This is a genomic window from Nostoc sp. UIC 10630 (assembly GCF_010747425.1).
GTDB lineage: Bacteria > Cyanobacteriota > Cyanobacteriia > Cyanobacteriales > Nostocaceae > Nostoc.
This window is the reverse complement of the sequence record NZ_JAAGOG010000068.1, coordinates 1-13,528: the sequence shown is the minus strand read 5'-3', so window position 1 is coordinate 13,528 and position 13,528 is coordinate 1. Positions and strand designations below refer to the sequence as shown.

General features: G+C 42.0%; 13 protein-coding genes. 11 read left to right on the top strand and 2 right to left on the bottom strand.

The genetic code is table 11. The features are described 5' to 3' along the window. Positions 1–174: 174 nt before the first annotated feature. A complete protein-coding gene (locus tag G1O98_RS17325; protein WP_163929961.1) occupies positions 175–732 on the bottom strand; it encodes a type IV pilin-like G/H family protein in 558 nt (185 codons plus the stop codon). A gap of 346 nt (positions 733–1,078) precedes the next feature. Here G1O98_RS17325 and trxB point away from each other — a divergent pair, with 346 nt between their 5' ends. Next, positions 1,079–2,467: a thioredoxin-disulfide reductase gene (gene trxB, locus G1O98_RS17320; protein ID WP_163929959.1), complete on the top strand. Its 1,389-nt coding sequence runs from the start codon at positions 1,079–1,081 to the stop codon at positions 2,465–2,467. 103 nt (positions 2,468–2,570) lie between these two features. On the opposite strand, the gene G1O98_RS17315 is transcribed toward trxB, so the two are convergent. Further along, a complete protein-coding gene (locus tag G1O98_RS17315; protein WP_163929957.1) occupies positions 2,571–2,972 on the bottom strand; it encodes a four helix bundle protein in 402 nt (133 codons plus the stop codon). Positions 2,973–3,102: 130 nt separating this feature from the next. Between G1O98_RS17315 and G1O98_RS17310 the strand changes: the two genes are divergently transcribed. The 10 genes from G1O98_RS17310 (at position 3,103) to G1O98_RS17265 (ending at position 13,419) form a co-directional block, all read left to right on the top strand. Then, positions 3,103–3,999: an ABC transporter permease gene (locus tag G1O98_RS17310; protein ID WP_163929998.1), complete on the top strand. Its 897-nt coding sequence runs from the start codon at positions 3,103–3,105 to the stop codon at positions 3,997–3,999. 75 nt (positions 4,000–4,074) lie between these two features. Beyond that, positions 4,075–4,284: a hypothetical protein gene (locus tag G1O98_RS17305; protein WP_163929955.1), complete on the top strand. Its 210-nt coding sequence runs from the start codon at positions 4,075–4,077 to the stop codon at positions 4,282–4,284. Positions 4,285–4,352: 68 nt separating this feature from the next. Then, the gene (locus tag G1O98_RS17300) at positions 4,353–5,255 is read left to right on the top strand and encodes an ROK family protein (RefSeq protein ID WP_163929953.1); all 903 of its coding nucleotides are present in this window, start codon (positions 4,353–4,355) and stop codon (positions 5,253–5,255) included. A 260-nt stretch (positions 5,256–5,515) separates the two neighbouring features. Further along, complete coding sequence (locus tag G1O98_RS17295) at positions 5,516–6,259, top strand: toll/interleukin-1 receptor domain-containing protein (RefSeq protein WP_163929951.1); 744 nt, start codon at positions 5,516–5,518, stop codon at positions 6,257–6,259. A 35-nt stretch (positions 6,260–6,294) separates the two neighbouring features. Further along, complete coding sequence (locus G1O98_RS17290; RefSeq protein WP_163929949.1) at positions 6,295–6,525, top strand: toll/interleukin-1 receptor domain-containing protein; 231 nt, start codon at positions 6,295–6,297, stop codon at positions 6,523–6,525. Positions 6,526–6,588: 63 nt separating this feature from the next. Next, the gene (locus tag G1O98_RS17285) at positions 6,589–7,281 is read left to right on the top strand and encodes a tetratricopeptide repeat protein (protein WP_202985801.1); all 693 of its coding nucleotides are present in this window, start codon (positions 6,589–6,591) and stop codon (positions 7,279–7,281) included. Between the two features lie 624 nt (positions 7,282–7,905). Further along, positions 7,906–8,409, top strand: a complete 504-nt coding sequence (locus G1O98_RS17280; RefSeq protein ID WP_167306202.1) for a hypothetical protein — start codon at positions 7,906–7,908, stop codon at positions 8,407–8,409. Between the two features lie 654 nt (positions 8,410–9,063). Further along, a complete protein-coding gene (locus G1O98_RS17275) occupies positions 9,064–10,206 on the top strand; it encodes a hypothetical protein (RefSeq protein ID WP_163929947.1) in 1,143 nt (380 codons plus the stop codon). Between the two features lie 106 nt (positions 10,207–10,312). Then, positions 10,313–11,572 (top strand): glycoside hydrolase family 10 protein, encoded by a 1,260-nt coding sequence (locus tag G1O98_RS17270; RefSeq protein WP_163929993.1) that lies wholly within the window; start codon positions 10,313–10,315, stop codon positions 11,570–11,572. Positions 11,573–11,778: 206 nt separating this feature from the next. Further along, a complete protein-coding gene (locus G1O98_RS17265) occupies positions 11,779–13,419 on the top strand; it encodes a metallophosphoesterase family protein (RefSeq protein WP_243458464.1) in 1,641 nt (546 codons plus the stop codon). Positions 13,420–13,528 lie beyond the last annotated feature (109 nt).

Sequence of the window (13,528 nt, the reverse complement as noted above, 5' to 3'; positions counted from 1 at the left end):
AGTGTATGGATAAGATATTGTGAATAACTCACATTATGGAAATAAAGTGGATAGAAAAATCTACCCACTTTAAAAAATACATAATTTAGTTAAATGAAAACTACATAAAGAATTAGTTTTGCGATGAAGTGGCTTAATCGAACTATATTCTCACGTAGTAAATCATGTTTCTACTTATCTCAAAGGAGTAAAGTTGGCGGGGCAACTAGGTCCGCTTACGCCAGCAGTAGCATCTGCTACATCTGCACCCGAGTTAACTCTTGCTTTGTCTGCTTCACACAAAATAGCTATGGTAGTAGCTTCGCTGGTAGCAGCTTGTGTTGCTACACTTACACCACCAACATAACTTTTGAGAGGTGCAGTATCAATTACTGTTTTTGCTTGGTTGGTTACTAGGCTAGGGGTAGTACTACCACCGCCAGTAATTTTATATATGTAATTCGTGGTTTGTGTTGCTATCCCAAGACCTAATTTACCAAAGTCAGCTTGGGCTGCAAATTGATTTTGTTCCAAGTAAAAAGCTTGCTGCGCGCGGTTCATAGAACCTGTATAAGTTTTAGCTTCTGACTGCTTGGCTTTGTTAGCTTGGTTCAAGAAAGAAGGTAGTGCGATCGCAGACAAAATACCGATGATAATAATTACTACTAGTAATTCAATGAGTGTAAAACCCTCTTCTCCCTTCTTTTTGTCAAGGATGTGTTGAAGAAATTTTGCTTTTAGTTCGGTTTTCATAAGTGTTTTCCCTGGGGTAGGAAGTGCTTGTGTGTTCTAGATATAACTTACCCAACTGCGATCGCTTTCCTATCACCTTCTGAAAAAAAGTTTGGGGAGATTCGGTTACACAATCCAGAATTCTTGTATACCAAATGACGCAAACATCACTAACCCCCTGGCATTGAAAAAGTTATGAGCATTCAAGAAATAGCAGAATTACTAGAACTAAATGTTGAAACTATCAAGAAATACCTCCAACAACAGCCCTAGCGGTTAAAAGGATGAGTACTGTAGGCATTTTGCGATTGCTTACCATCTGGCATAGCCAATCACAATTTGTTATGCTATATTAAGCGTAGTCGTTATGAGTTTATATATGGTCATGACTAACCCCACAGTAGAAAATTTAGTAATTATCGGTTCTGGGCCAGCAGGGTACACATCTGCTATTTATGCCGGACGTGCTAACCTGAAACCCGTTGTCTTTGAAGGTTTCCAAGCCGGGGGTTTACCTGGTGGGCAATTAATGACAACAACGGAAGTCGAGAACTTTCCAGGGTTTCCCAAAGGGATTACCGGGCCGGAACTGATGGATCAGATGAAGGCGCAGGCGGAGCGCTGGGGAGCGGAACTATATACTGAAGATGTTATATCAGTTGACTTGAGTCAGCGTCCATTTACAGTGCGATCGCAAGAAAGGGAAATTAAAACCAATAGCATCGTCATTGCTACGGGTGCGACAGCAAAACGTTTGGGTTTACCCAGTGAACATGAATTCTGGAGTCGAGGTATTTCCGCTTGTGCAATTTGCGATGGTGCAACACCAATTTTTCACGGTGCAGAATTGGCTGTAATTGGTGCTGGCGACTCGGCGGCGGAAGAGTCTATTTACCTCACCAAATATGGTTCTAAGGTAAATATGTTAGTACGCACCGATAAAATGCGGGCTTCTAAAGCCATGCAAGACCGCGTTTTGAACAACCCAAAAATCCAGGTGCATTGGAACACAGAAGCCGTGGATATCTTCGGTAATGGTCACATGGAAGGGGTGAAAATCCGCAATACTAAAACTGGTGAAGAAAGCCAACTGCACGCTAAGGGTTTATTCTACGCCGTTGGTCATAGTCCTAATACCTCTTTATTTAAGGGGCAACTAGAATTGGATGAGGTAGGTTACGTTGTCACTAAACCCGGTTCTGTAGAAACTAGCGTAGAAGGCGTTTTTGCAGCCGGCGACGTGCAAGATCATGAGTTTCGCCAAGCGATTACAGCTGCGGGTACTGGCTGTATGGCGGCGATGTTAGCAGAACGCTGGTTGTCATCCAGTGACTTGATTCAAGAATTCCATCAACAGCCAGAAATAGCAGACAATGAATTAGAAAATCAGCCAGCTAAAAAGACTGAAGCCGAGGAAGAAGCTGGATTTAATTTGAATGAAACGCGCCATGAGGGAGGTTATGCTCTACGGAAATTGTTCCATGAAAGCGATCGCTTACTCCTAGTTAAGTACGTCTCACCTGGTTGCGGCCCTTGTCATACCCTGAAGCCAATTTTAAATAAAGTGGTGGATGAATTTGACAGCAAAATTCACTTTGTAGAAATTGACATCGACAAAGACCGAGATATTGCTGAAAATGCTGGTGTAACAGGAACTCCAACGGTTCAATTGTTCAAAAACAAGGAACTGGTGAAGGAAGTTAAAGGCGTGAAACAAAAAACTGAATATCGCCAGTTAATTGAGAGTAATCTTTAGGGACTGGGGACTGGGGACTAGGGACTGGGGACTAGCGACTAGGAAATAATTCTTTTAACTGCTAATACCCAATACCCAATCCCCAATCCCCAATCACTAATCACTAATCACTCAGTCGAGTACCGTACTCTTCCTTACCCTGCTGTTGAGAACGAATAAAACGACAGTAACCGTTAAGACCTTTTTCAATCCGGTCTTTAAGCTGACTAACCCAGTTTAATTGTTCTGTATTGCAGTAGCCCAAGCTCTCGGCAATAATGAAAGCGCTTTTGGTTTCAGTCAATGAACCCCGAGCAATGTACATAAAACGCAGTCTATCTAAGTAGTGATAGCGTCCATAGCCCTCAGCTATGTTCAGTAAAACACTGCAAACTGCTCTTCGTAATTGATCGCTTAAATTGTAACGCTCACAATTAGGCAAACTATCTGCTAGTCGATAAGCCGCTTTTAGCAGCTTGAGGCTATCTTGGTAGAAGTCTAAAGACTCAAAGCCTCTATCTTGCATATCATCCCAAGCTAAAGTCCCTCAATTTTATGGGACATTTTTACCAAATACCCAGTCCCCAGTTCCCAATACCCACTCCCTAATATGTAAAATGGTCAGCGTATCAAGCTTTGATCCAGGCGATCGCTTTATGGCCATTACAAAACGGCGACTACCGACATTTTTACAGTTTGGCAAAAGTTCCAATCTTTCCCAAAAACTCATGCTCGTTGGGTTAGCCATCACCCTATTTTTCATCTTCCTGGCATTTTTCGCTCCCCTATTCCAGGCTTGGGGATGGCTGCAAAACCCGAAAGATTTTCTCTCTAATCCAATTCACGAGGCACCCTCAGCTAAACATTGGTTTGGCACTAGTCGCCTGGGTTATGATGTCTTCTCCCGGACATTGTTCGGCGCTCAAGCTGCTTTGCAGGTGGTGATTTTAGCAACAGCGCTGAGTATGATTATCGGTGTACCTCTGGGGATGCTGAGTGGTTATCTCGGCGGTAAATTGGATAAAGTGTTGCTGTTTTTGATGGATAGCATCTACACTTTACCGGGGCTACTGCTGTCTGTGACACTAGCCTTTGTGGTGGGGCGTGGGATATTAAATGCAGCGATCGCTATTAGCATTGCCTACATCCCCCAATATTATCGCGTTGTTCGCAACCACACTGTTAGCGTGAAAACTGAAGTTTTCATCGAAGCTGCTCAAGCAATGGGTGCTTCCACTTGGGTTGTGCTTTCTCGTTATCTATTTTTCAACGTCATTCAAAGCGTACCCGTCCTCTTTACACTCAACGCTGCTGATGCAATTTTGGTGTTGGGCGGTTTGGGCTTTTTGGGGCTAGGACTTCCCGAAGAAGTGCCAGAATGGGGACATGATTTAAAACAAGCCCTAGAAGCTCTACCTACTGGCATTTGGTGGACTACACTTTTCCCTGGTTTAACCATGACATTCATGGTGGTAGGGTTATCACTACTTGGTGAAGGGTTAAACGAATTTGTCAATCCCCGATTACGGAGAGAAAATAGAATCCGAAAATAATTAGTAAACAGTGGACACTTATCAGTCAACGGGTTAATCATTAATAACTAGTAATTGATAACTGGAGAGATTTGTGTGAAAGATAATCTGACATTAATTGCCGCCGCTACTGGCGGGTTTCTCCTTTCTATTGCCCTTGCTGGCATTTTAAGAGGTGCGCCAGTTACAGCTTGGCAAGAGCAATCGAGTTTCCGCACCACGACTTTTGCGAATTTACAGAAATCGGAGTTGAAAGCTTCGCGTCTTCTTCCAGGTAAAGATGCTACGCGAACAGATCGCGGATGAAAACTACTCGCACCCAATAATAGGGAATAGGGAATAGCTGTTCACCAATTACCAATGACAAATGACAAATGACAAATGACAAAATTCAAGTAATTGGCATTGATGTGGGGGGAACAGCAATTAAGCTGGGGCGGTTTACAGCCGATGGAACTTGTCTACAATCTTTGACTATGGCGGCTCCCCAGCCGACAACGCCGGAGGCCGTGCTGGCGGTGCTGGTAGATGCGATCGCGCAAATTGATCCAAATAATGAAACTTTTGCTATTGGTGTTGGGACTCCTGGCCCCTCTGATGCAGCAGGACGCATCGCTAAAATCGCCATTAACTTACCTGGATGGATCGATGTCCCTTTAGCAGACTGGTTAGAAGCTAAAACTGGCAAACCTACTGCGATCGCTAATGATGCCAACTGCGCTCTTTTGGGAGAAGCTTGGCTGGGAGCCGGTCGCCAATTTCAAAATCTGATTCTCCTAACTTTAGGAACTGGGGTTGGTGGCGCAATTATCCTCGATGGCAAACTATTTGTTGGACATCAGGGAGCTGCTGGGGAATTGGGTTTAATTTCATTAAATCCTGATGGGCCAATTTGTAATAGTGGTAATCAAGGCTCTCTAGAACAATATGCCTCTGCTACTGCTATTCGCCGCCGCACTCTCAAGGAACCCATTGAATTGGGTGTTCTTGCTCAACAAGGAGAAGCCGCAGCATTGACTTTTTGGCAAGAATATGGTATGAATTTAGGAATTGGCTTGACGAGTTTGATTTATGTACTCACACCGCAAGCGATCGTCATTGGTGGCGGTATAAGTGGCAGCTTTGAGTTTTTCTTACCAGCAGTGAAGGCAGAAATTGAGAAGCGGGTGCAGCCTTTATCACGAGATGGTTTACAGATTTTACGAGCAGAGTTAGGCAATTTTGCTGGGATCGTGGGTGCAGCAAGATTGGCATTGCAACACTATTCGAGATTTTAGTTCGTGTAATCTCAGTTATACATATAGCTTGGCGATCGCTTTGTTTGCTTTGAGAGGTGAATAGCGATCGCAAAATCATTTGCTTTGATCAGTCCTACTTAATAATTCGTGAGAGATAAGAACCCCGACTTTTTTGAGAAGTCGGGGTTCTGTGAATTTAATTACAGGGTATTATTCAAAATTCTTTGTTTGGGCTTTTATCGTTGAAAAGTTCAACTGTATATTCATGTACAGTAATGTGATGATATTGAACCAAGAATATGTCTAACACAGTTAAAGTATTCTTTTCCTACTCCCACAAAGATGAAGCCTTGCGTGACGAGTTGGCAACTCATTTGAGCATGATGAAACGTCAGGGAGTTATCGAAGCTTGGCATGATCGCGAAATCAGTGCTGGTAGAGAATGGGCTAATGAGATAGATGATAATCTTGATATTGCAGATATCATTCTGCTGCTAGTGAGTGCTAACTTTCTGGCTTCAGATTACTGCTATGACAAAGAAATGAAGCGGGCAATGGAGCGACATGAAACACGGGAAGCTCGTGTAATTCCGATTATTTTGAAGCCGGCGGATTGGAATGGCGCACCTTTTGGTAAACTGCAAGCACTCCCTAAAAATGCTAAACCTGTCACAACCTGGCAAGATCAAGATGAGGCTTTCTTAAATGTCGCTCAAGGGATTCGCAGAGTAGTTGAAGAAATGGCGAAATCAAACACTTCTTCCTCAACTCCTGCTAAAAATACTACACCTGCAACTTCCAACCCTTCTGGAACAAGTGGTGTATTAACTGAGCGCCAGCGTCGGCGATGGGAGCAAGAACGGGATTCAGTGCAAGAACAGTATGACCTCGTGAGCAAAAAATTGGGACTGCTGGGTAAAGCATACGCCATTGAAACGGATGTATCTACAAAGCTGAAGCTAGAAGTGCAAATTCAGGATACCCAAACAGAACAAAATAGATTAGAGCGACAGCTTGAGGAAATCGAGCAAAAACTATTGTAGTTGTCTTTTAAACCAGCCAGCCTGCCATATCCTCCATGAAATCTATTGAAGTTTTTATTTCTTACCATCAGGAAGATGAGACGCTACGCCAAGAGTTAGAGAAGCATTTAGCGTCTTTGCGTCGAGAAAACATTATTACAAGTTGGAACGATCGCAAAATCGTCGCTGGGCAAGAAATCAAAGGCGAAATTGATCGGCATTTAAACCAGGCTGGGCTGATTTTATTGCTAATTAGCCCTGATTTCATGAATTCTGATTATCACTGAACAATTGAAGTTACAAGAGCCTTAGAACAGAATGCAACTAAAAAGGCTCGTGTTATCCCAATCTTGCTACGCTATACGGATTGGGAAACTCCTCCCATTAATCAATTGTCCCCACTGCCAAGTAATCGCAAACCGATAAAAGGCTGGAGTGATCGAGATGAGGCATTCTTGGAGGTTGTTAAAGGAATTCGAGAGGCGGCGCGATCAGTTGCTAACTCGAATTCCTCACCACCAAAACAGACAACACAAGAACTGGAAGAACGTCAATATCAAGTTACAAGCTTGATAAACGAAGCGGATCGTTTGCACGAAGCTAAAAAGTTCGAGGAAGCAGCCGTCAAGTACAAAGCAGCCCTCCGTCTTGACCCGAACTCTATAATCGCTCACAATAGCCTGGGGAATGCGCTGTCCGATCAAGGGAAGTTGTCAGAAGCGATCGCCGCCTACCAAAGAGCTTTGCTTATTGACCCTAACGATGCAATCGCTCACTATAACCTGGGGATTGCGCTGTACGGTCAAGGGAAGTTGGAAAAAGCGATCGCCGCCTACCAAAGAGCTTTGCTTATTGACCCTAACGATGCAATCGCTCACAATAACCTGGGGATTGCGCTGTCCGATCAAGGGAAGTTGGAAGAAGGGATCGCCGAACTGGAAATAGCTGTTCGCCTTAACCCTACTAGCACTCTTTTTCGTAACAACTTAGAGATTTATAGAAATAAGAAGAAGGGTTTTTGGGGGCGTTTATTTGGTGGGTAGAAGATTCTCAGTCTTATTCATCTCAAGGGTGTGCGTTAGCGTAGCTTGTCGTAGACATCGCCTGTTGTTGATGATGCGTAATAAACTCAGCGTGTTGTATTATCCCTTTCACATTTGTCTGAATTCATGAATTGTTAGATTTCAGGTATTCTTAACTAATCTTAATAAAGCTAAAAATTCCGTATCCTCTGAATAACGAGAAATCTTTGAGCCACAGTTCTATCAAAAGGATGAATTGAGCTTTTTCCCAGTTGTCAATATTTGTTGTTAAACTAATACTGAATATTTTTTTAACTTAATAGAAGGATTAACTACTTAACCAATGGTAGATGCCAAAATCTATAAAAATACAGTGTAATTAAATTGTTAATTTTTTCCTAACTTCCTTTTACTTGCGTTATCTTTTGCTTACGTGATTTTAATACTACCTTTACATTATTCCTTAAGTATAATTGTGGGATAATACAGAATATCCTCTTTTTTTAGGCAATCCGTAGTATTATAGTAGATTTTAGAGAAAAACTTATCATAAATTACCCGCTTAACACTTTTGCATAAAAATTAATAGGGTAGAATAACTGAATATTGCTCAGATATTTTTAAAATTAAAAGCAGGATTTTTTAATGATCGGCTTAAATAATTCAGAAAAGGACACGGTTAGCAGCACAGCATCCACCAAGAGGCTGGCAAGGGCGATGATGGTTTCTGGTGGGGAGTTCTCACTGATATTAGCTTGTTGTAACAGTCTTGAAAGACAGCAGCAAGTGCTGAATCTGTTAACAGAATTTTCATCAACAGATATCCACAAAATCTTGCTCTCACCTGCGGCTGACACATTGTATACAGCTATTACAAGTGTAATTGGTGCTACCCAACCCGAAGCTTTGATGGTACGGGGTTTAGAATCCGTAGTAGAAATTAACCAACTAATCATCAGTACCAACATCATGCGAAATGAGTTTCGGAAACAGTTTCGGTTTCCCTTGGTGTTGTGGGTTAATGATGAAATTCTACGCAAGCTAGTCTGGTTAGCACCAGATTTCAAAGACTGGGCAGCAAGTACTATTAGATTTGATGTATCTCACAATCAGTTCGTTGGATCTGAACAACGAGCCATTAGCGCCTAATATTGGCTGAGATTACTCAAAATATTTGTAGATGCTAGGTTGAGCCGAGCAAAATCTAAACTACGGTTCTGTTCAATTATTTATAAAATTACTTTTATTTAACCTAACTTCTCATGGGATATGGAAAACCTTGCTTCCATTTTTCTGTGATGCGAGGATATAGTTTACACATAAGTCCTAAAAACCTAGCTTCATAAGCTTTTACTCGTTCTCATCCTCTACATCGGAACGAAACAAGCTATTTTCCCAGATAGGGACGTGGAAGAGAATCCACAACAAACTTTTTATCCAATGCAATGCTTCTGAGCTATTCCTAGATTGCCGTAGGATATAGGGCAATACAGTTCAGATAAGACCAAAACACTTGTAGAGACGGCGATTTATCGCGTCTCAAAACCTACGATTTTGTACAAATAGCGCTTAACCCAAGCGTATTGGGATATATGGCGTTTTGATTGAGTGCAATTTTCATCCAGAATTTGTATAAGGAACAAACAATTAGTACATCAGCGTCTGTATTTATATCTGTTTCAGGACAAATATACTAAATTAATTCCAACTGGTGAAGTACTGGAATTATATATTTTATTGCCTACACGTGGTTGGATACTATTTCCCAGTTCTATAACTATTGAGTAACATCGCTATATTACGATGAAAACCATGCTGAAAAAATACCTTAACACCAATCAAGGACGAATTTTCACTGCTTTGATTTTGACTGGAATTTTGTCTGTAACTAGCAGTTTAACGCTTATCAAAGATGCGACGGGAGCTTCTGCTAACTTCTCGTTAGAAACAAACAATGAAGTCATCAAAGATAATATTAAATCAAATCGCTTGCCACGTCCAGTAGCTAAGGCGGTACTGCGAGATTTAGCCCGCAAACAGGGAATTTTTACTAGCCAACTGCAAATTATTGATTATAGTCAACAGACTTGGCGCAATGGTTGCTTGGAACTGCCCCAATCGGATGAAATCTGCACCCAAGCATTAGTTCCTGGTTGGCGGATTGTGGTATCTAATGGCAAAAAAAACTGGGTTTATCATACCAATAACAATGGGCGATCGCTACGTTTAGCTTCGGCAAATACTCCCTCAGACAATCTGCCAGGTAAATTACCTGCGTCTGTAAAAAATGCTGTTTTGCAAGTTGCATCCAGACGTTTGCAACAGCCAATTTCTCAACTAACCATCATTCAAGCTCAATCGCAAACTTGGAGAAATAGCTGTTTAGAATTAGCTAATACTGATGAATTCTGTACCCAAGCTTTGGTATCAGGCTGGCGAGTAGTTGTTGGTGCGGTTGACCAAACCTTGGTTTATCATACTAATCAAACAGGTTCCGCAGTCAGACTGAATCAAAAAGCTAACGAAGGTACACTTGCCCCTGTGCAAATTCCAGCCAGCGAGTTACCACCACCGTTAGATCGAGATATAGTATTTCGGCAAATTTCCAGTGGTGGTTTTGCTGGCAGAACCTACCAGACTGTCTTACTCAAAGATGGGCGATTGATTCGGGTGCGGATTGGTGATGCCAATGATTCAGAACGTAGTGTTCGCAGCGTTTCTGTGCAACAGGTGCAACAATTTCAGAGATATTTGGAACGCTCTAAATTTAGTAGATTCCAAAATTTAAGTTACCCAGCCCCCAGTGGTGCTGCTGATTATATCACCTACACTCTTACTAGCCAAAAGGGTACAGTTCAGTACAACGATATTTCTCAAAATAACCTGCCAACGAATTTACAAGCAGCAGTCAAAGCCTGGAATCAACTCGTAGCCAGCGCCCAATAAATGATAAATCTCAGCAATGGGAAATAGCGATTGTTTTAACGCTTACAATCGAAACGATCGCTATTCATGCTGATTGTTCATAATTTGATGATATCTCTAGCAAATGATGAAAAGGTTTCTCAAGTGGTGTGTTGAGTTTCATTCTTGGTGGAATATTCGCCAAAGCAGAAAGTCGGGGTTATTTGCCGTTATCGTTACCTTGAGTGTGGTAGCTACGGTGATGCTATCGTTCCCATTGAACGCTCAAATTAATCTGCCGCCAAAGCCTGCATCCGAGTTAAGGGGGGTGTGGTTAACGAATATTGATAGTGATGTGTTATTTGAGCGCGATCGCCTCAAGGGATCTTTGCAACGCCTTGATGAACTCAATTTTAACACCATATATCCGGCGGTTTGGAATTGGGGATATACATTGTATCCCAGCAAAGTTGCACAAAAAGTAATTGGGCGATCGCTCGATCCCACACCGGGATTACAAGGGCGAGATATCCTCAAAGAAATTGTCGATGTGGGACATCAAAAAGGGCTAACAGTGATTCCCTGGTTTGAATTTGGCTTCATGGCACCAGCCGACTCTCTCTTAGCTAAAAATCGCCCCCAATGGCTTACTAGCCGCAGCGATGGGACTCGAATTGTCAAAGAAGGCACGCATAACCGTGTTTGGCTAAATCCCTTTCGCCCAGAAGTACAACAATTTATCCAAGATTTAATCGTTGAAATTGTCAGAAACTACAATATTGATGGCATTCAATTTGATGACCATTTTGGCTTACCATCAGAATTAGGTTACGATGCTTACACAGTGGCACTTTACAAAAAAGAACACCGTGGTAAAGCTCCCTCCAAAAATTTTAAAGATCCAGAATGGGTGCGTTGGAGAGCTAACAAAATCACCGAGTTTATGAAACGGGTATTCAAAACCATCAAAGCTACTAAAAAAGATTGCCTAGTTTCCATTGCACCCAATCCTCAACGTTTTTCTTACGAGTTCTTTTTAGCCGACTGGCAAAAGTGGGAACGGTTGGGAATCGTTGAAGACTTAGTTTTGCAAATATATCGTGATGATTTGAATGTTTTTGTTAACGAATTAGAATATCCAGAAGTGAAAGCGGCAAAGCGCCATATTCCAGTGAGTGTGGGCATTTTGGCTGGGTTAAAAAACCGATCTGTGCCGATGCAACAGATTCAGACACAAGTGCAAAAAGTCCGCGATCGCAATTTTGCTGGAGTCTCTTTCTTTTTCTATGAATCCCTCTGGAATATGGGCAAAGAAAAGCCACAAGAACGTCAAATTGGCTTCCAGAAAATTTTCCCCACACCTGTAGATTACCCAAATTTGCTAGCAGGTTGGAAACCGTTTAGTTAATAGTCATTGGTCATTGGTACTAATGACTTCATTTCTCCACGGCTTATTATCAAAATGAACGAAGCTTGTGTTCAGTCGCCAAAAATTTGGGATGTTGCTTGCTCATGATCAGACGCTTACACAGCCGTAAAATTTCCTTAGTGGCTATGCTTGCGCTTGTGATATGCCTTACTCTGGTAAGCGTGCGTTCATTTGGGCAAACAATTATGACATCAGCACCCCAACTGCTCACCGATCCATTTTTACAACTGCCAACTGAAACCTCAGTGCAAGTAGTTTGGTTTACTGAGTTTGCTGGTGTTAACCACACAGTAACTTATGGTGAAAATCTTAAACAAACTTCTAAGGCAAATACTACTAAACTCAGTCGCACTCGTGAAGACCAGCAATCAAGAGTTGGAAACCAAACCAAAGACGGCGAAGTTTATCAAAAACCAGTCCAGCGCGATATTTGGCGACATGAGGCTGAGGTAGGTGGGTTGACTCCTGGTGTGCGGTTAAACTATCGGGTTACGAGTGTGCGAGAAGACGGTGAGAGTATTAACAGTGATGTTTTTACCCTTGCAGCTACTCCCAAACCAGATACACCACTAAAAATTTTACTTACCTCAGATCATCAATTAAAGCCGATGACAGCAGCAAATCTGCAAAAAGTGGTAGAAACAGTTGGACGAGTTGATGGGGTGTGGTTTGCTGGTGATTTGGTTAATATTAGCGATCGCGCCTCAGAATGGTTTGATGATAATAGTGGTGGTGCGTTGTTTCCCGGCTTACAAGGTCGTGCTACTTATGAAATGACGCACAACGACATTAAGACAACCTACACTGGTGGACAAATAATTCAACACGCACCCATGTTTACTTGCATTGGTAATCATGAGGTGATGGGGCGATTTGCCAGGATGGGAAGTTTAAATGATGAATTTGATGATACGATTCCCCGCGTCGTTGCTCAAAAAATTTATCAAGACAAATCTTTAATAGATAATTCTTTTAATACTAATACCTACGAAGAGATTTTCTCTTTACCAAAAAGTAAAGAAGGTGGAAAAAGGTATTATGCAGTCAGTTTTGGGGATGTGCGTTTAGTGGTACTGTACGCTACGAATATGTGGCGAACTCCCAACTTAGATAGAAAGCGCAGAGGGAGATATCAGGAAGCTGAAAAGGATTTAGATAATCCTGAAGATTGGGGTTATGGGCAGCTAATTTATGAGCCAATTGCTAAAGGTAGCAAGCAGTATGATTGGCTAGAAGCAGAACTCAACAGCCCTGAATTTAAACAAGCAAAATACAAAGTTGTGATGTTCCATCATCCACCCCATACTCTGGGTGATAATATTGTTCCCGCTTATACAGAACCTGTTCAAATAATTGAACAGGATGGTAATAATATTAAAACCGTGCGTTACGAATACCCGAAAGATGCAGATTATATTATCCGCGATGTTGTGCCTTTATTAGAAGCGGCTAATGTGCAATTGGTATTCTATGGGCATTCTCATTTGTGGAATCGCTTTGTTAGTTCCAGTGGAATGCACTTTTTAGAAACATCTAATGTGGGCAATACTTACGGCGCTGCTTGGGGTGACAGAAAGCGAGAAGTGCCAATTGGATATCAAGAGGATTATGTTAAGCTTGGCGATCCCAATGGTTTGGAACCAATAGTGCCCACAATTGCCCCTTTGTTGGGTGAAGATGGAAAGCCGATGCCTTATATTTCGAGTAATAATATTACGGTTTTTAGTATTTTTGATACGGGGGCGGGGACAATAAGTAGTTATCGCTTTGACACTCGCAAATCTGATTCGGAAGTAGTGAAGTTTGATGAATTTCAGTTGAAATAGAAATAGCCGGGGCGAATGGAATTCGCGGCTACACAAACAAAGTCCGCCTGGTATTGTGAAGACAAACACAATACAGGAATTAGACCGGAAGTCCGCCAGGAAGAATGAG